Source organism: Pseudomonas sp. NFPP12, from assembly GCF_900103205.1.
GTDB classification, from domain to species: Bacteria; Pseudomonadota; Gammaproteobacteria; order Pseudomonadales; family Pseudomonadaceae; genus Aquipseudomonas; species Aquipseudomonas protegens.
Window position 1 is genome coordinate 1,266,653 of record NZ_FMWW01000001.1, and the last position, 18,571, is coordinate 1,285,223.

The following is an 18,571-nucleotide window of genomic DNA, read 5'->3' on the forward strand; positions in this document are numbered from 1 at the left end:
GGCTGTCGGTGTTTCGCGGATCAGCTCAGGAGCACCACGCCGCCGGGCAGTTCGGTGCACTTGGCACCGTAGGCGTCGCGGATCAGCAAGGCCACGCCAGCCAGCTGGTTGAGGTTGAAACGCGCCTGGACCTTGCGCTTGCCCAATTCGGCATTGAGCAACACCAGCATCCCCGGGCGGTAGCGGTTGATCTCGCTGATCACCGTGTTGAGGCTGGCGTTGTCGAACACCAGGACCTGCTCGCGCCAGGCAATCACGCTGTGGATGTCCACCACCTGGGGCTCGCCGATGCTGCGCGGGTCGTAGGTCAGCTGGCGGCCGCTGTCCAGGCCAATGCTGCGCCCGGCCACGTCCACTTGCAGGCTGCCTTCGATGCAGGTGACGCACACCTGGTGGTCGGTGTTGCGCAGGTTGAAGCGCGCCTGGCGCGCGCTGAGCCAGCCCTCGCCGGCCTGGACCTTGAGCGGCTGCAGGCGCTGGCTGAAGACTTCCACTTCGCCTTCCAGCAGTTCGATGCCCTGCTCGCCCGCGCCCAGGTCACGCCGGCTGATGCGGGTCTGGGTGTTGAGCTCCAGGCTCACGCCCTCGGCCAGATCCACCCGGCGCTGCTCGCCGACTTCGGTGGCAAAGTCGGCGGTCAATCCGGCAAAGCCGCCCGGCACCGTGAGCCGCACCATGAACAGCGCCGCCGAGGCCGCCAGCGCGCCGCCAAGAAAGGCCCGGCGGCCAAAGTGCCGCGGCCGCGCTTGCTGTTCCAGCAGCGCCGCGGCCGGTTGCAGGCAATGCCACAGGGCCTTGGTCTGCTCGAAGGCGGCCGCGTGCTGCGGGCTTTGCCCGCACCATTGGCGCAGCGCCCGGGCATCGGCGGCGGTGGCCCGCCCCGACGTCAGAAGGACCAGCCAGTCCCGGGCTTCGTTCAGCAACTGCTGGTCCGCCGAGGCCTGGGGTGTGGAGATGCTAAAAATGTTCAAGCGCGCAGGTACTCACGGATTGATCAGGGCTCTTTGTCTAGGACGGTTTTCCGGCCCCGGGACCGAACCGCTGAATGACTTTTCTTTCCAGGCGCAGGGCGCAATGGCCGAGGGCCGCCTTGAGTTCCTTCTCCACCATCCGTGTGGAAATGCCGAAGCGCTGGGAAATTTCCAGGTGCGGCGCCTCTTCCAGGCGCGCGGCAATGAAGATCTTGCGGCGCCGCGCCGGGAGTTCGTAGAGGGCCTTGAGCAGGGTCTGGATTTCCTTCTGGCCACCCACCACCCGCGAGGGGTCCTGGGCTTCGTCGGCGATCTGCAACAGCTCCTCGACCTCATCGCCGGTGAGCAGGCGGGCATCGGACTGGCGCCGGTCGGCGGCAATGTTCAGCGCCATGCGGTACAGGTAGGCATTGGGTTGCGCCAGGTTCGGCGGCTCTTCCATGCGGTCGACCCGCAGGTAGGTTTCGTGCAGGACGTCGTTGGCCAGGTCCTCGGACCCCAGGCGCCTGCGCAAGCGCACCCGAAAATCCTCGTAGGACGTCAGGAACAGCCTGACCATCGCACTGTGTCCGGTATTTTTCATACCCCGGAAGCTCCTTCCCATTCCTTGCAGTCCATGCGTTTCCCTGTCGTGTCCGGTATCAAGAGTAAGGTCAGCGGCTGGCGCAACGAGCTCGGTGCCTGGCGCTCGACCCGGGTCTGGGCCAGGCGCTGCACCAGCGCCTCATCCCGTTGCAGGTCGCCGGTGGAACTCACCAGGCGGCTGTGTTGCACCGCTCCGTCGCCGCCAATCCACAGTTGCAGCAAGGCGCGAAAGCTCCCCGGCCGAGTCAGCGCCGAGCCGCACAGGCTGCGCTCCACCGCCCGTTGCAGGGCGCTGGCGTAGCTGCTGTTGAGCCGCGCCGCACGACTGCCCGCCGCGCCGGGCTGCACGGCCGGCTGTGTGGCCTGCGGCACCTGCAGGGTAAAAGCATCGCTGCGGGCGTAGCGGGCCATCAGGCCACTGCCGGCCAACAACCGGCTCAGGCCTTCCCGGGCGCTGTAGTGACCGTTGATCCCCACCGAGCGCCGGCCCCGGGTCAGCTCCCGGTCCACCAGCACCGCCATCCCGGTGGCGCGGCTGAACAGCTCCAGGGCATCCGCCAGGTTCTGCGCCGGTATCTCCAGTGCCAGCAGGGCCTGTGAATCCACCCGCGGCGGCCCGCCGGGAGGGCCCTGGGCCCAGCCCGCCGGCATCCACAGCAGCAGCCCGAGCGCCACCACACAGGTCGCCAAGCCCCCGTGCAATGAAGTCCATCGCCCGACCTGCGCTCTGCGTCGCTGCACTGCGGTCCAATCCCTGAAAAGCGTCATCCTGAGGCCAGTTTATGAATCTGGTGTTACGGCCACGGCAAAAAAACCATCACTTTTTCAGGCCGGGCTTTGCACTACACTCGGCCGGCATCGAAGCCCGATTCCCCGGGCCAGCCAGGAGGCCAGGATGAAACGATTAAGCCGATACAGCGCAGCCCTGTGGCTGCTCAGCGCCCTGCCCTGGACGCTGCATGCCGAAGAAGCCAGCGAGGGCTGCGTGGAAGTCAGCGTCGGCGGCTACAAGGCCCCCGACTACAACTGCCTGAGCAAACAGATGGGCAACAACCCGGACGCAGTGAAGGCGGCCCAGGCCAACCAGCAGGCCCTGGAGGACCCGGTGAACAAGCGCCCACCGAATCAGGTCGGGCTCTCGACGCCGGCGGCCACCGGCGTGCGCATGGGCAACACCTTCGGCACCTCGGTCAAGCCGCAACGGCCCTGAACGGCGCCGCGGGCGGCCGATTGCCGGGCCGCTACCCGCCACCGGGCCCGTCCCAGGGCCCGCCTGGACAGCGGCGAAGGCAGCGGGCGACGGTCGCCCCGTGGCCAATCGCGCACTGCGCCGCGCCCCCTTGATCAGCCCCTGCCCGTATACCGGGCGTTAACCCCGGGCGCGCTAGATTGCCGAGCCTTGAACCCCGGTGCCGGCAACGGCCCCGAACACGGCGCGTGGATGGCGTTCGCCCGCCGGCCACCCTATCATTGGTGTTTTTTTGCGTGTTGGACGCATGGAAGACTATAAAAAGCTGATCCTGCAGCGCCCCTGCCAAAGCATTTTCCTGATTGCCCTCGCGCTGTTCATGGCGCTGCAGTACAAACCGGCAGTCCTCAACTACACCACGCGCTTCGTCGACTTTGCCGACTACATGCTGCAGCACGGCATGACGCTGTTCCCCATTGCCGACGATCTGCAGCCCTACCCCGACTACACCATTGCCAACACGGTGCTGGTCTATCTGGCGTCGCTGCCCTTCGGCCAGCTGTCCGTGCTGTCGATGGGCCTGCCCTTCTGCATCGCTGCGTCGCTGATGCTGGTGTTCATCTACAAGCTGGGGGCCCTGCATGAGCGCAAATGGGGCCTGTGCGGCGTGCTCTTTGCGCTGTTCACCTGGGCCTTCGTGGATAGCGTCAACTCCCTGGCCCTGGACATCTACCCCGCCCTGATCACCGCGGGCTGCTTCTACCTGGCCTACTCTGCCGACCTCAAGCAGCAGCGCGGACGCCTGGCGCTGGTGTTCCTCGGCCTGATCCTGGGCTTTGCCCTGCGCGGCCCGATCGGCATGATCGGCCCGGCACTGGTGGTCGGCAGCTATTACCTGCTGAGCCGGCAGTGGCGAACCCTGGTCGGGTTCTCGCTGGTGAGCGGCCTGCTGTTCGCCGCCGGGGTCGCGCTGCTGGCCTGGGCCGCCCACGTGCAGGGCGGCGATGCCTTCATGCAGCAAGTGCTGGAGATGCAGGGCCTGGGCCGGATCGCCAGCGATCACTCGCCCCGCTACTACTTCTACTTCAGCGCCGGGCTGATCACCTACAGCTTCACGGCGTTCTACGCCCTCTGCGTGATGGCCAGGAGCGGCCGCCAGTGGCTCGGCGCCCCGTCGCTGTCGGCGCCGCGCCTGCTGCTGCACCTGGGCGCCTGGTTCGTGGTGCTGATTGTGTTCTTCACCATTCCCAACTCGAAGAAGGCGCGTTACGTGCTGTCCATCACCCCGGCCATTTCCCTGCTGGCGGCCTACATCTTCATCGACCCCAACGGCCTGTTCAGCGCCACCCGCAGACGCCTGCTGCGCCTGTGCCTGAACCTGCCGGCCATCGGCGCGTTCCTGGCGCTGCTGGTGCTGGGCTACAACAGCTTTGCCGCCCGGCCCCTGCAGCCCGACTTCGCCGGGGTGTTTTCAAGCTTTGCCCTGCTCAGCGGCGTGCGCTACTGGATCGGCCGGCAGTACACCGGGCACCGGCATTACGAGGTCATCGTCCTGGCATTCGGCGTGGCGGCCTTTCTCTTGCTGGATGGGTTCTTCTTCAATGCCATCACCTATCATCTGGAACTGGCCAAAGAACCCACTCCCAAATTCCTGCCTTACTGGTTCTGGTAAGGCGGGCGTCCACACCTGGCCCGCAGCGCCCGGCCGGAAGCAGGCAACGGCGCTCACCGGCAGCGTGCAAGATTTGGTAACACTCCCGGGCACCCCCGACGATGAAACCGAACTGGCACAGTGCTGTCACATCGCAATCGGTAACGGCGGAGGTCGCCCTGCGGCGGCTTGCGGCCCACGCAGCACTGGCCCGACGACCTCACCGCCACAGGTTACCGGCCTGGGCCTGCCCCCCATGCGGCAGGCCATACTCCATCAAGGCTGAAAGAGCGAACCATGAAGCAAAACATCCTCCTCGTATCCGTCTGTGCCGCCCTGCTCCAGGCCTGCACCCCGGCTTCCACCACCCCTGAAGGATCTTCTTCCATGCCCGCCAGCACTGCCTCCGTCAGCGCCCAGCCTGCGCTGTCCGCCTACTACTGGCAGCTGGTTGCGGCCCGCGATGCGGCGGGCAAGCCCGTCGCCGCCCTGGACAAGGGCATCGAGCGCCAGCTGCGCCTGACCTTCGCCGGGCAGAACCTGAGCATCAGCGGCGGCTGCAACCGCCAGTTCGGCGGCTTCCAGCATGAAAATGGCGTGCTCAAGGTACAGCCACTGGCCGCCACCCTGATGGCCTGCGAGCCGAAACTGATGGCCCTGGACGCACAAATCGCCAACCTGCTCAAGGGCGACCTGCGCACCACCTTCGGCGGCGACCAGTCGACCCCGACCCTGCAACTGGCCACCCAGGACGGCACCCTGCTCACGTTCGAAGGCCAGCCCACCCCGGAAACCCGCTACGGCAGCCAGGGCCAGACCCGCTTCCTGGAAGTGGCGGCCAAGACCGTCAAGTGCAGCCACCCGCTGATCCCCGACTTCCAGTGCCTGCAAGTGCGTGAGCGCCGCTACGACGACGCCGGCCTGCAACTGCCGACCCAGGACACCTGGCACCCGCTGTACCAGTCCATCGAGGGCTACGAGCACCAGGACGGCGTGCGCAATGTGCTGCGGGTCAAGCAGTACGAGTGGAAGAATGCACCCGCCGATGCCCCGTCCAGCGTCTATGTGCTGGACATGGTGGTCGAGCAGGACGCCTCGGCGGCCCACTGAGCCGAGCCACCCGCCAGCCGACACAAACCGGCAGGCAATAAAAAAGCCCCGTATCGCAAGATACGGGGCTTTTTTGGTTCTGGGCGGGGTCAGGCCGTTACAGCACCGACTGACCGCTCATGGCCAGGTCCAGCAACTCGCGGTTGGCCACCGCATACATGGCGTAGTCGGTGCCGCTGGCGGCACGGATTTCCACCATCATGGCGCGCCAGCGATCGGCCATGCTCGCGTTCTGCTCCAGCCACAGAGCCACGCGGGCCTCCATGTCATCCGGCGCATCGGCCATCTGCAGGACCTTGATGGTGATCGCCCGCTGCTGCCAGTCCACGTCATCGCGGAAGGCTTCGCGCGCCGCCGCCTGCCAGTTGTTGGCCACCGGCAGATCGCTGATCTGCTGCAGGTACCACGGCAGGTCGAGGGCACTGCCCACGGCGAAGTAGGCCTTGGCCACTTCCGCCGCATCGTGGCCGGTCACATCAGCGGCCTCGATGATCGGCAGCAGGGTGTACAGGTGAGTAGTGCCTGCAACCATGCGCGCCAGCAACTCCGGCACACCGGCTTCGACATAGGCGGTGTAACGGGCTTGCCAGCCCTCGCGGGTCGGGCCTTCGAGCAGTTCGTCGAGCTTCAGGCCCAGCGCCGCCAGGTGCGGACCAAAGTGCGCAACGTCACGCGCCGCATCCTGCTCGTTGCGCCGGCTGCGCAGGAACCAGCGGGTGGCACGACGGCCCAGGCGCATCAGCTCGTCCATCAACGCCAGTTGCACTTCAGCCGAAACCTGGTGGTCCAGGGCTTCGATCTGACGGAACCAGTGCGGAAGGTGGAAGATGTCCCGCACGATCACATAGGCACCGGCGACGTTCGCCGGGCTCATGCCGGTGGACTCCTTCAGGCGCTGCACGAAGGTGATGCCCATGTGGTTGACCAGGTCGTTGGCGATCTGGGTGCTGACGATCTCGCGCTTGAGACGATGGCGACGCATGGCTTCGGAGAACTTGGCCACCAGGCTTGGCGGGAACGCGGTCTCCATGTCACGGGTCAGGTAATCGTCATCCGGCACCAAGGACTTGAGCAGGGCTTCCTTGAGGTCGATCTTGCTGTAGGAAATCAGCACCGACAGTTCCGGACGGGTCAGGCCCTTGCCGGTCGCGGCGCGCTCGGTGAGCTGCTCCTCGGTCGGCAGGTACTCGATGGCGCGGTCCAGCTTGCCACGGCCTTCCAGGTCGCTCATCAGGCGCTTGTACTCGGCGGCACGCTCGTAGGCACGGCGCGCGGCCAGGGACAGGGCCTGGGTCTGCTTGTAGTTGTTGCCCAACACCAGGCCGCCGACTTCGTCGGTCATGCTGGCCAGCAGCTGGTTGCGCTGCTTGTCGGTCATGTCGCCGGCCTGCACCACTTCGTTGAGCAGGATCTTGATGTTCACTTCGTGGTCGGAGCAGTCCACGCCACCGGCGTTGTCGATGAAGTCGGTGTTGGAACCGCCGCCATTGAGGCCGAACTCCACACGACCCAGCTGGGTCATGCCCAGGTTGCCGCCCTCGCCCACCACCTTGCAGCGCAGCTCGTTGCCGTTGACGCGCAGGGCGTCGTTGGCCTTGTCGCCGACGTCGGCGTGGCTCTCGGTGCTGGCCTTGACGTAGGTGCCGATACCACCGTTCCACAGCAGGTCCACCGGCGCCTTGAGCAAGGCGTTGAGCAGCTCGGTCGGGGTCAGCTTGTCGGCCTGGATGTCGAAGCGCTCTTTCATCTGCGGCGAGATGGCGATGCTCTTGGCGCTACGGGAGAAGATACCGCCGCCTTCGGACATGATGCTGGTGTCGTAGTCGCTCCAGGCCGAACGCGGCAGCGCGAACATGCGCTGGCGCTCGACGAAGCTGGTGGCCGGATCCGGGTTCGGGTCGATGAAGATGTGCAGGTGGTTGAACGCCGCCACCAGTTGCAGCTTGTCGGACATCAGCAAGCCGTTGCCGAACACGTCGCCGGCCATGTCGCCGACACCGACCACGGTGATGCTGTCTTCCTGGACATTGATGCCGCGCTCGCGGAAGTGGCGCTGCACGCCAACCCACGCACCCTTGGCGGTGATGCCCATCTTCTTGTGGTCGTAACCGGCCGAACCACCGGAGGCGAAGGCGTCACCCAGCCAGAAGCCGTAGTCGATGGCAATGCCGTTGGCGATGTCGGAGAAGGTCGCAGTGCCCTTGTCCGCCGCGACCACCAGGTAGGGGTCATCGTCGTCATGGCGCACGACGTTGGCCGGCGGCACCAGGGCGCCGTCCTTCAGGTTGTCGGTGATGTCCAGCAGGCCGGAGATGAAGATGCGGTAGCAGGCGATGCCCTCGGCCGCGATCTCGTCCCGGCTGCCGCCCAGTGGCAGGCGACGCGGCAGGAAGCCGCCCTTCGCACCGACTGGCACGATCACCGAGTTCTTCACTTGCTGGGCTTTGACCAGGCCCAGGACTTCGGTGCGGAAGTCTTCTTCACGGTCGGACCAGCGCAGGCCGCCGCGGGCAACGTTGCCGAAGCGCAGGTGCACGCCTTCGACACGCGGCGAGTAGACGAAGATTTCGAACTTGGGCACCGGCTTGGGCAGCTCGGGGATCAGGTGCGGGTTGAACTTGAAGCTGAAGTAGGACTTGTTCTGGCCGTTGGCGTCGGTCTGGTAGAAGTTGGTGCGCAGGGTGGCCTTGATCAGGTCCAGGTAGCGCCGCAGGATGCGGTCTTCGTTGAGCACCTGGACGTCGTCCAGGGCGGTGAGGATCGCCTGCTCCAGACGCTGCTGCTTGTCTTCCAGGTCGTCGCTGGTGAGCTTGCGCGCCAGGTAGAAGCGGGTCTTGAACAACCGGGTCAACTCGCGGGCGATGTCGGTGTGGTTGTTCAGGGTGCTGGCGATGTAGCCCAGGTCGAAGCCCAGGCGGATCTGCTTCAGGTAGCGGGCGTAGGCACGCAGCAGCGCCACGTCGCGCCATGGCAGGCCGGCGGTCAGCACCAGGCGGTTGAAGGCATCGTTCTCGGCATCGCCACGGACGATATGGACGAAGGCGTCCTGCAGCGTGTCGTTGAGCTGCTGGATGTCCAGGTCCAGGCCTTCGGCGGCGGTGAAGGCGAAGTCGTGGATCCAGAACTCACGGCCATTGTTGTGACGCAGGCGGTACGGGAATTCGCCCAGCACGCGCAGGCCGAGGTTTTCCAGGATCGGCAGCACGTCGGACAGCGCCAGCGGGGTGTCGGCGTGGTACAGCTTGCAGTGCAGCTCGCGCTGGCCGGAGACCTGGCCCAGGGGCTGGTAGAAGCTCATTACCAGCGGGTTGGCTTCGGTGAGGCTCAGCAGGTGCTGCATGTCCACCACCGCCGAATGGGCAGCGAAACGCTCGCGGTAGCCGGCCGGGAAGCCTTTGGGGAAGTCCGCCAGCACGTTGGTGCCGTGGGCTTCGCCGAAGCTTTCCACCACCAGGCTGGCGTAGTCGTCCTGCCAGCTGCGGCAGGCCTGCACCACTTCTTTTTCCAGCAGCAGCGGATCGATGTCGATGCGCTGTTTCGGGTCCACCCGCAGGATCAACTGCACACGGGCCAGCACCGACTCGGAGAAGAAGGTCCAGAACTCGCAGTCGGTGGCTTGCAGGCGATCCATCAGCACTTGCTGGATCTTCTGCCGCACTTCGGTGGAATAGATGTCACGCGGCACGTAGGCCAGGCAGTAGCAGAAGCGGCCGTACGGGTCCTTGCGCAGGAACACGCGGATCTTGTTGCGTTCCTGGATCTGCACGATGGACATCACGGTGCTGAACAGCTCGTCCACCGGGGTCTGGAACAGATCGTCGCGAGGCAGTACCTCCAGGACCTGGGCCAGTTCCTTGCCCAGGTGCGCCTTGGCCTGGAAGCCCGAGCGCTGCTCGATGGCTTCGACCTTGCGGCGGATGTAAGGGATCACCCGCACGCTCTCGCCGTACACCGAAGAGGTGTACAGGCCCATGAAGCGGCATTCCTTGATGACCTTGCCGTCGGCATCGATCTGGCGGATCGAGACGAAATCCGGGTAGGCCGGACGGTGCACGCGGCTCGGGTGCGCGGCCTTGGCGAAGGACAGCGGCGTCGGTTCGCGCAGGTAGTTGACGGCGTAGTCTTCGATGCGCAGGTCATCGCTGGTCAGGCCGGCGCGCAGCAGCTTGGCCAGGCCGAGGAAGGAGTTCGGGTCATATTCGATATGCCCGCCGTCCTGGTCGGCGCCGACCACGAATTCTTCATAACCGAGGAAGGTAAAGTGGTTGCCCACCAGCCATTCGAGGAAGCTCTTGATCTCGGTCTTTTCTTCGGCGGCGATCGGGAACTGGCTGTTGTCGATGCTCTGGATCAGTTCCTGGACCTTGGCCTTCATCGGCTCGAAGTCGGCGACGGCGACCCGCACTTCGCCCAGTACCTGTTCCAGCTCCTTGCCCAGCACGCTGAGTTCGGCGGCGTTGGCGCAACGGTCGATCTCCAGGTACATCAGCGACTCTTGCTGGATGCCTTCGCCCTGGGTGCCCTTGGGCAGGATTTCCAGCAGCTCGCCCTTGCTGCCACGACGTACGCTGAGCACGGTGGTCTGCAGGGTGTGGATGCTGTAGCCGCGACGGTTGAGCTCGGTGCGTACCGAGTCCACCAAAAACGGCAGGTCGTGGTGCAGGACTTCCACAGCAGTGTGGGTCGACTGCCAGCCATGGCGTTCGTAATCGGGGTTGTAGACGCGGACCTGCGGTTGCCCGTGGTCGAAGCGCTCAAGCAGGCGCCAGGCAGAAAGGGTGCAGCCCGCCAGGTCGGACATGCGACGCTGGGTGAGTTCGTCCAGGGAAATGATGCCGAAGAATTGTTCAGCGAACAGCGCCACTTGTGGCAGTGCCTGTTCACTGATGTGCTGCGCCAGTGCCGCTTGCAGTTGGTGCTGGAAGTCGGCTTTGCTGGCTGCGGTGAAGAACGCCATCTGTGGTACTCCGCTTGGGCTTGTTATTGATGGAAGCGTCGCGTGCAAACCCCTCGCGGGGCGGTGCTGCATCCTGCTCCTGGTCTCGGGCAGAGGTAGCAGGATGACAGGTGGGTGAAGCTGGACGAGACGCACAGGTCACATTCACCTTCCGGGGATGGGCATCTGCAAAAACGACTGACGCTTGCCGGGAAACCGAGCGCAATGCCTTTACAGGTGACCATCACAAATCAGACGCAACCTATTGCACTAAGAACAAATTGTCCGCTGCGCAGCTTAACGAGTGCGATGTGACAGCTGCTTGCGATGCTGCGACATATTCGGTCAACGGCACGCAGCAGAACGCTCACGCTTTGAGCAACACTAGCAGCCGCGGTGGAAAAACCGGTTTTTTTCCCCGGATTCACGGTACTTGCGTACCAAAAGTGACTGCCGCAGCGATTGTGTTCACGACCTGTTCTCTGACAGACAAGCCAGCAGAAATTCCATCGGGCTGGCAGAATTGTTTCCTTTCTGCCCGCCCGGCCACTCTCTCAGGAATGCCCCCATGCACATGACCACCGCCCACCTGATCGCCAACCCCTGTGACGACGAAGAAGACAACATGGCCATGCTCTGCTGCCACAGCACCCAGGGCGAGATGTTCCTGATGAGCCGCTACCCGGACGAAGACGAACTGGAGATCACCCTCGACGGCGAGCCCTCGACCCTCGATGGCGTCAAGGTGACCCTGAGCCCCACCACCCTGCTGATCGAAATCGCCGCGGCCGACGCCGACGCCCTGAACGGCGCCGACCACCTGGAGATCCGCCACAGCACCGCTGCCTCGGACCTGGCCGAAGTGGAGGAAACCCTGCAGAACATCCTCAAGGGCACCGGCACCTACATCAGCCAGCTGTCCTGACCCGCCGCCCTCCCTTGCAGGAGCTGGCTTGCCAGCGAAGGCGTCTTCAGCCCCGCCGCAAACCCTGCCGGCCCCTTCGCCGGCAAGCCGGCTCCTACCGGGGGTGCGCGTGGTGCTGAATAAAACACGGATTTTTTTCGACTAATTCGCCAAATCAGGTTTTCCCCGTTAGTCGCCGACCCCCGCTATGGATTAAAGTATCGCCCCCAGCCCCGACGTTCCCTCAACGCCCGGGGCGCACCCTCTCCAGGAACAGTCACCGATGGAACATCGTGAAGCGCTTTTGGCGCTGCGAACCTTTCTTTCAACGCAGATTCTCGGCCAGGAAAAACTCATCGAGCGCTTGCTCATCGCCCTGCTCGCCGACGGCCACATGCTGGTCGAGGGCGCTCCGGGGCTGGCCAAGACCAAGGCCATCAAGGAGTTGGCCGAAGGCATTGAAGCGCAATTCCATCGGATCCAGTTCACCCCCGACCTGCTGCCCGCCGACATCACCGGCACCGAGATCTATCGCCCGGAAACCGGCAGCTTCGTGTTCCAGCAAGGCCCGATCTTCCACAACCTGGTGCTGGCCGACGAAATCAACCGCGCTCCGGCCAAGGTCCAGTCGGCCCTGCTCGAAGCCATGGCCGAGCGCCAGGTCAGCGTCGGACGCAGCACCTATGAACTGTCGCCGCTGTTCCTGGTGATGGCGACCCAGAACCCCATCGAGCAGGAAGGCACCTACCCGCTGCCCGAAGCCCAGCTCGACCGCTTCCTGATGCACGTCAAGATCGGCTTCCCGGACGCCGCCGTGGAGCGGCGGATCCTCCAGCAAGCCCGTGGCGAAGCCCTGAACGGCGAAACCAAGCCCGAGCGCCGGGTCAGCCAGCAGGCGATCTTTGCCGCACGCAAGGAAATCCTCGGCCTGTACATGGCCGATGCGGTGGAGGAATACCTGGTGCAACTGGTGATGGCCACCCGCACCCCGGCCAAGTTCGACCCGGAGATGGCCGAATGGATCGCCTACGGCGCCAGCCCCCGCGGTTCCATCGCCCTGGACCGCTGCGCCCGGGCCCACGCCTGGCTCGCCGGCCGCGACTTCGTCAGCCCCGAAGACATCCAGGCCGTGCTGTTCGACGTACTGCGCCACCGCATCATCCTGTCCTTCGAGGCTGAAGCGGCCGGTATCGACCAGGACCGTGTGGTACAGCGCATCCTCGACGTCGTTGCCGTCGCCTGAAGCCCATGACCCAGCCCGTTGCCGAACCCGGCATTCGCATCACCCTCGGCGAGCTGATCGAGATGCGCCATCGCGTGCGCGAGGTGCAGCTGTTCTCCACCCCCAGCCAGCGCAGCCCGCTGATCGGCCTGCACCACTCCAAGCTGCGCGGGCGCGGCGTGGACTTCGACCAGGTGCGGGTCTACCAGGCCGGCGACGACGTGCGCACCATCGACTGGCGGGTTACCGCGCGCACCCAGGAACCGCACACCAAGCTGTTCCACGAAGAGCGCGAGCGGCCGATCTTCATCATGGTGGAACAGAGCCGCCAGCTGTTCTTCGGCTCGGGGCTGATGTTCAAGTCGGTGCTCGCCGCCCAGGCCGCGAGCCTGATCGGCTGGGCCGCCCTGGGCCATAACGACCGGGTCGGCGGGCTGGTCTACGGCGACGACGAGCACTACGAGATCAAGCCGCGGCGCAGCAAGCAGAGCCTGTTGCAGCTGCTCAACCGCCTGGTGCGGGTCAACCAGTCGCTGCACAGCGAAGCCCGGCCCCAGCGCGACGCCCTGGGCACCGCGCTGCTGCGCGGGCGCGAAGTCCTGCGCCCCGGCAGCCTGGTGATCGTGATCTGCGACGAACGCGCCCTGAGCGACGCCGCCGAGCAGCAACTGAGCCTGCTGTCGCGCCATTGCGACCTGCTGTTGATGCCCCTTTCCGACCCGCTGGACCACGCCCTGCCCGCCGCCGGCCTGCTGCGCTTTGCCGAACGCGGCGCCCAGCTGGAACTGGACACCCTGAACTACGACCTGCGCCAGGCCTACCGCGCCATGAGCGAAGCGCGCATCGCCCGCTGGGAACGCCTGGCGCAAAAGCTGCGGGTGCTGCTGATGCCCCTGAGCACCCAGAGCGAGATGGTCGAGCAGCTGCGCGAGTACCTCAACCCGCAGCGCCCCGGAGCCGGCCGATGAGCAGCCTGGAACAACTGCAACCGCTGCTGCCGCCGCCCGCGGTCAGCCTGTGGCCGCCGGCCCCGGGCTGGTGGCTGCTGGCGATCCTGCTGCCGCTGCTGGGCCTGGCCCTCTGGCACTGGCGCCACCTGTGGCCGCGCAAGGCCGTGCGCGCCCGCAGCGAGCAGCCCCTGGACCCGGTGCGCCTGGCCGCCCTGGCAGAACTGGCGCTGCTGCCCAAGCCCTATGACGGTGCCCCCGCCGGCGCCTGGCTGCAGGCCTTGAATGCCCTGCTCAAGCGCCTGTGCCGCAACCATTACCCCTACAGCCAGAGCCACACCCTGAACGGGCGCAAATGGCTGGCGTTCCTCGACAACCGTTGCCCGGCCGCCGGCCTGACCCGCTGGATGGTGCTGGTGGAAGGCGCCTACAAGCCCGAGTGCAAGCTCGACGACAAAGCCATCGCTGGCCTGACCCAGGCGGTGGACACCTGGATTCGCAAGCATGTTTGAGTTCGCCTGGCCCTGGGTCTTCGTCCTGCTGCCGCTGCCCTGGCTGCTGCGCCTGGTGCTGCCGGTGGCCGACAGCGGCGAGCCGGCGCTGAAAGTCAGTTTTCTCAGTGACCTGGAAGGCCTGTCCAAGCGCCGAGCCCGCGCCCACCTCCCGGCCTGGCGCCAGCAGGTGCGTTTCATCCTGCTCTGGCTCCTGCTGCTGTTGGCCGCCGCGCGCCCGCAATGGCTGGGCGAACCCTTGCCGGTGGCCGCCAGCGGCCGCGACCTGCTGGTGGCGGTGGACGTTTCCGGCTCCATGGATTTCCCCGACATGCAATGGCAGGACGAGGACGTCAGCCGCCTGGACCTGGTCAAGCACCTGCTGGGGGACTTTCTCGAACACCGCGAAGGCGACCGGGTGGGCCTGATCCTGTTCGGCAGCAAGGCCTACCTGCAGGCGCCCCTGACCTTCGACCGGCACACGGTGCGGGTCTGGCTGGATGAAGCGAAGATCGGCATCGCCGGCAAGAACACCGCCATCGGCGATGCCATCGGCCTGGCCCTCAAGCGCCTGCGCCAGCGCCCGGCCCAGAGCCGGGTGCTGATCCTGGTCACCGACGGCGCCAACAACGGCGGCGAGATCGCCCCCATCACCGCCGCCCGGCTGGCCGCCGAGGAAGGGGTGAAGATCTACCCCATCGGCATCGGCGCCGACCCGGAACAGAGCGCCACCCTCGGCGTGCTGGGCATCAACCCGAGCCTGGACCTGGACGAACCGGCCCTCAAGGAGCTGGCGCAAGTCACTGGCGGGCGCTACTTCCGCGCCCGGGACGGCCAGGAGCTGCAAGCGATCAAGCAAACCCTCGACCAACTGGAACCGGTGGCCCAGCAACCGACAAAGGCACGCCCGGCCCAGGCCCTGTACCACTGGCCCCTGGCCACGGCGTTGCTGCTCAGCGTGCTGCTGGTGCTGCGCGAGCGCTGGCCGCAGAACCCGCTGCAACGCTTCTTCACCCAGTCGAACTTCCTGCTGCCTGCCCATGACTGGCGCCAGCGGCTCAAGCGCCTGCGCTTGCGGAGGCGTCGATGATCAGCCTCTGGCCCCATTGGTTCCGCCCCGGCTGGTTGCTGGTACTGCCCCTGCTGGCGCTGCTGCTGTGGAAGCTCTGGCACCGGCAGAAACGCGCCGGGCGCTGGCAGATGATCCTGCCCCCGGCCTTTCACGCCGCCCTGCTCAGCGGCGGCAATGGCCGCGAAAGCAAGCTGCCCTGGGTGGCCCTGGGCCTGGCCTGGCTGCTGGCGGTGCTGGCCCTGCTGGGCCCCAGCTGGCAGCGGGTGGAACAGACCAGCCAGAAACCCGCCGACCCGCTGGTGGTGCTGCTGGAGCTGACCCCGCAGATGCTCGCCAACGACGTGCCGCCCGATCGCCTGGAGCAGGCCCGGCACAAGCTGCTGGACCTGTTGCAGCTACGCAGCGACGCGCAGACCGCCATCGTGGTCTACGCCGGCAGCGCCCACACCCTGGTGCCGCTGTCCGATGACCTGGCCACCAGCCGCAACCTGCTGGACGCCCTCAAGCCGTCGATCATGCCCCAGGCCGGCCAGCGCGCCGACCTGGCCCTGCTCAAGGCCCTGAAGCTGCTGGACCAGGGGGCCCTGGGCCAGGGCCGGGTGCTACTGATGGCCTCCTCCCTCAACGAAGAGGAACGCCAGGGCATCCGCCAGGCGCTCAAGGGCGACGCCCCGCAGTTGCTGATGCTCGGCTTCGGCAGCCGCGACGGCGCCCCGGTGGCCCTGGAAGACGGCAGCTACCTCAAGGACGACCAGGGCGCGATCCTGGTATCGCGCCTGGACAGCCCGGACCTCAAGCACTTCATCGGCGACGTGGGCGGGCGCTACCGCCAGGCGCGCCTGGACGACAGCGACCTGCGCGGCCTGGGCCTGCTGGGCGGCCCGCAGGGCCTGCGCAGCGACGGCCAGACCCTGCGCCTGGATACCTGGGCCGACCAGGGCTACTGGCTGCTGCTGCCGCTGTTGCTGCTGGCCGCCTGCGCCGGGCGCCGGGGCTGGCTGTTCTGCCTGCCCCTGCTGCTGTTCGCCATGCCGCAACCGAGCTACGCCTTCGACTTCAATGACCTGTGGCTGCGCCCCGACCAGCAGGGCCAGCGGCTTCTGCAACAGCAGCGCCCGGCGGAGGCCGCGCGGCATTTCCAGGACCCGCAATGGCAAGGCGTGGCCTTGTACGAAGCCGGCAACTACACTGCCGCCGCCGAGCGTTTCGCCGAGGGCAACGACGCCCGCGCCCACTACAATCGCGGTAACGCCCTGGCCCGCAGCGGCGAGCTGGAAGCCGCCATCGACGCCTACGAGCAGGCCCTGGAACGCCAGCCGGACCTGCAACCGGCGTTGCAGAACAAGGCCCTGGTGGAAAGCCTGCTGCAACAGCAACAGGCCCAGGCGCAAACACCGCCACCAGCGAAGAAGCCGGACACCCCCGAAGGCGACGACACCCGCCCGGGCCCCAGCGGCGCGGCCACCCAGCCACCACCGGGCAGCGATGGCCCGCAGGACCCGGCACAGGCGCCGGCCAACGAAGGCGACACGCCGTCGCCGGATCCACAGGCCGCCGGCCACAGCGAAGTGCCCGGCAGCGAGCTGGACGACCAGCACACCACCACCCCGCTGCGCCCGGTGGAGGACAGCCTGGACGCTGAACACCAGCAGGCGCTGGAACAATGGCTGCGCAAGATCCCCGACGACCCGGGTGAATTGCTCAGGCGCAAATTCTGGTACGAACAGCAACAACATCAGGATCAGGGAAAAACTCGATGACCCGCTGCACCGCCCTACTGCTTGCCCTCGCGTTCTGCACTGGCCAGTCCCAGGCTGCCGGCCTGCTCGCCAGCCTGGACCGCAGCCAGGTCAATTCCGGGGAAACCGTCGAGCTGACCCTGGAGTCCACCGATGTCACCCAGTTCGGCAAGCCGGACCTGGCGCCCCTGGAAGCACAATTCGAGGTGCGCGGCACACGCCAGGTCAACCAGCTCAACGGCCTGGGGGACAACCACGCCAGTACCCGCTGGATCGTCACCCTGCTGCCGCGCCACACCGGCACCCTGGAAATCGCCCCGCTGCAACTGGGCAGCCTGCAGAGCCAGCCCCTGAGCCTGCAGGTCAACACCAGCCCGGCCCAGGACCAGAACGCCCGCCTGGAACCGGTGTTCATCGAAGCCGAGCTCGACCAGCCCAGCGTCTATGTCCAGGCCCAGGCCCTGCTGACCCTGCACATCTACCACTCGGTGCCGCTGTTCGACGACAGCAGCCTGAGCCCGCTGCTGCTGAGCGACACCCGGGTGGAACAGCTGGGCGAGCCGCGCACCTACGAAAAGCTCATCAATGGCGTGCGCCACGGGGTGATCGAGATGCGCTACGCGCTCTATCCCCAGCGCAGCGGGCCGTTGCAGATTCCCGCGCTGACCTTCAGCGCCACCCTGGCCAACCCGGACCCGGGCCAGGAAACCAGCTCGCAGACGCCCCGGGCCGGCAAGCTGATCCACGTCAGCTCCAGTGACATCGGCCTGCAGGTCAAGGCCAAGCCCGCCACCTACCCGGCCGACGCGCCCTGGCTGCCGGCCCGCAGCCTGAGCCTGAGCGAAAGCTGGAACCCGGAGCCCGAGCACCCTCAGGTCGGAGACTCCCTGACCCGCAGCCTGACCCTGCGCGCCGAAGGCCTGTCCAGCGCCCAGTTGCCGCCGCTGCCCCTGGCCGACGTCAATGGCCTGCGCAGCTACCCGGACCAGCCGCAGTTGAGCAACCAGCACGTAGAACAGGGCCTTCTGGGCATTCGCGAAGACCGCCAGGCGCTGGTGCCCACCCGCCCCGGCAACGTCGAACTGCCCGCCATTGAAGTGACCTGGTGGAACACCGTCGAAGACCGCCTGGAAAGCACCAGCCTGCCGGCGCGGGCCCTGCAGGTGGCGAACAACCCGAGCCTGGTGGTGGACACCCCGGCAGGCAACGCCCCGGCCGGGCCCGACAGCAGCAACCTGTGGCTGTGGCAACTGAGCACCCTGCTGCTGGCTTGCACCACCCTGCTGGGCTTCGGCCTGTGGTGGCGCGCCCGCTGGCAGCCGGCGGTGCTGCGCGCCACCCAGACCGGCCCCAGCCCGCGCTCGCTGCTGGACGACCTCAAGCGTGCCTGCCAGGCCAACGACCCCCAGGCCACCCGCCAGGCCCTGGACGCCTGGGCCCGGCAGCAGCCCGAAACCCTGGCCGAAATGGCCGCGCGCTTCGTGCCGCTGTCCGACGCCCTGGACGGCCTCAACGGCGCGCTCTACAGCGAGACCGGCCAGTACTGGCAGGGCGAGGAACTGTGGCGAGCGATACGCGCCATCCCGATCGACGAACGGGTCCAGGACCCGGTGGCGGACACCACCAGCCTGCCGCCGCTGTACCCCAAGTAACCGGCGCTTCGCGCAGCCCCCTCCCGCGCAGGAGCCGGCTTGCCGGCGAAAAGCCCCGTAAGCCATGCCGCGCCGGGGCGGGCCTGTTCGCTGGCGAGCCAG

Annotated in this window: 14 protein-coding genes; 10 read left to right on the plus strand and 4 right to left on the minus strand. The window is 66.6% G+C overall.

Annotated features, from left to right (window positions below; translation table 11 throughout):
- Window positions 1–20: 20 nt before the first annotated feature.
- From BLS75_RS05360 to BLS75_RS05370, 3 genes are read right to left on the minus strand one after another with little or no spacing between them, the layout of a single operon-like run.
- Window positions 21–971, minus strand: coding sequence for a FecR family protein (locus BLS75_RS05360; protein ID WP_053158187.1), 951 nt, complete (start codon window positions 969–971; stop codon window positions 21–23).
- Between the two features lie 37 nt (window positions 972–1,008).
- Window positions 1,009–1,554: an RNA polymerase sigma factor gene (locus tag BLS75_RS05365; protein ID WP_011061039.1), complete on the minus strand. Its 546-nt coding sequence runs from the start codon at window positions 1,552–1,554 to the stop codon at window positions 1,009–1,011.
- Complete coding sequence (locus BLS75_RS05370; RefSeq protein ID WP_050783811.1) at window positions 1,551–2,207, minus strand: STN domain-containing protein; 657 nt, start codon at window positions 2,205–2,207, stop codon at window positions 1,551–1,553. The genes BLS75_RS05365 and BLS75_RS05370 overlap by 4 nt, the downstream gene beginning before the upstream one ends.
- A gap of 244 nt (window positions 2,208–2,451) precedes the next feature.
- Between BLS75_RS05370 and BLS75_RS05375 the strand changes: the two genes are divergently transcribed.
- The 3 genes from BLS75_RS05375 to BLS75_RS05385 all read left to right on the plus strand — a co-directional run bounded on the left by BLS75_RS05375 (window position 2,452) and on the right by BLS75_RS05385 (window position 5,506).
- Window positions 2,452–2,766: a hypothetical protein gene (locus tag BLS75_RS05375; protein WP_011061037.1), complete on the plus strand. Its 315-nt coding sequence runs from the start codon at window positions 2,452–2,454 to the stop codon at window positions 2,764–2,766.
- Window positions 2,767–2,965: 199 nt separating this feature from the next.
- Complete coding sequence (locus BLS75_RS05380) at window positions 2,966–4,417, plus strand: ArnT family glycosyltransferase (protein WP_011061036.1); 1,452 nt, start codon at window positions 2,966–2,968, stop codon at window positions 4,415–4,417.
- Between the two features lie 366 nt (window positions 4,418–4,783).
- Window positions 4,784–5,506 carry an META and DUF4377 domain-containing protein gene (locus BLS75_RS05385; protein ID WP_015635425.1) on the plus strand — a complete coding sequence of 241 codons (723 nt, stop codon included), beginning with the start codon at window positions 4,784–4,786 and terminating at the stop codon, window positions 5,504–5,506.
- Between the two features lie 97 nt (window positions 5,507–5,603).
- Here the strand turns inward: BLS75_RS05385 and BLS75_RS05390 are convergent, their stop codons facing one another.
- Window positions 5,604–10,463 (minus strand): NAD-glutamate dehydrogenase, encoded by a 4,860-nt coding sequence (locus BLS75_RS05390; RefSeq protein ID WP_011061034.1) that lies wholly within the window; start codon window positions 10,461–10,463, stop codon window positions 5,604–5,606.
- A 547-nt stretch (window positions 10,464–11,010) separates the two neighbouring features.
- On the opposite strand from BLS75_RS05390, the gene BLS75_RS05395 reads away from it, so the two are divergent.
- The 7 genes from BLS75_RS05395 to BLS75_RS05425 all read left to right on the plus strand — a co-directional run bounded on the left by BLS75_RS05395 (window position 11,011) and on the right by BLS75_RS05425 (window position 18,469).
- The gene (locus tag BLS75_RS05395; RefSeq protein WP_019094865.1) at window positions 11,011–11,367 is read left to right on the plus strand and encodes a hypothetical protein; all 357 of its coding nucleotides are present in this window, start codon (window positions 11,011–11,013) and stop codon (window positions 11,365–11,367) included.
- A gap of 262 nt (window positions 11,368–11,629) precedes the next feature.
- Window positions 11,630–12,589: an AAA family ATPase gene (locus BLS75_RS05400; protein WP_003218556.1), complete on the plus strand. Its 960-nt coding sequence runs from the start codon at window positions 11,630–11,632 to the stop codon at window positions 12,587–12,589.
- Window positions 12,590–12,594: 5 nt separating this feature from the next.
- Window positions 12,595–13,536: a DUF58 domain-containing protein gene (locus BLS75_RS05405; protein WP_011061032.1), complete on the plus strand. Its 942-nt coding sequence runs from the start codon at window positions 12,595–12,597 to the stop codon at window positions 13,534–13,536.
- A complete protein-coding gene (locus BLS75_RS05410; RefSeq protein ID WP_011061031.1) occupies window positions 13,533–14,027 on the plus strand; it encodes a DUF4381 domain-containing protein in 495 nt (164 codons plus the stop codon). Before BLS75_RS05405 ends, BLS75_RS05410 begins: the two co-directional genes overlap by 4 nt.
- Window positions 14,020–15,096 carry a vWA domain-containing protein gene (locus tag BLS75_RS05415; RefSeq protein ID WP_065363912.1) on the plus strand — a complete coding sequence of 359 codons (1,077 nt, stop codon included), beginning with the start codon at window positions 14,020–14,022 and terminating at the stop codon, window positions 15,094–15,096. The genes BLS75_RS05410 and BLS75_RS05415 overlap by 8 nt, the downstream gene beginning before the upstream one ends.
- The gene (locus tag BLS75_RS05420; RefSeq protein ID WP_065363911.1) at window positions 15,093–16,838 is read left to right on the plus strand and encodes a tetratricopeptide repeat protein; all 1,746 of its coding nucleotides are present in this window, start codon (window positions 15,093–15,095) and stop codon (window positions 16,836–16,838) included. Before BLS75_RS05415 ends, BLS75_RS05420 begins: the two co-directional genes overlap by 4 nt.
- A complete protein-coding gene (locus tag BLS75_RS05425) occupies window positions 16,835–18,469 on the plus strand; it encodes a BatD family protein (protein WP_065363910.1) in 1,635 nt (544 codons plus the stop codon). The genes BLS75_RS05420 and BLS75_RS05425 overlap by 4 nt, the downstream gene beginning before the upstream one ends.
- Window positions 18,470–18,571: the final 102 nt, after the last annotated feature.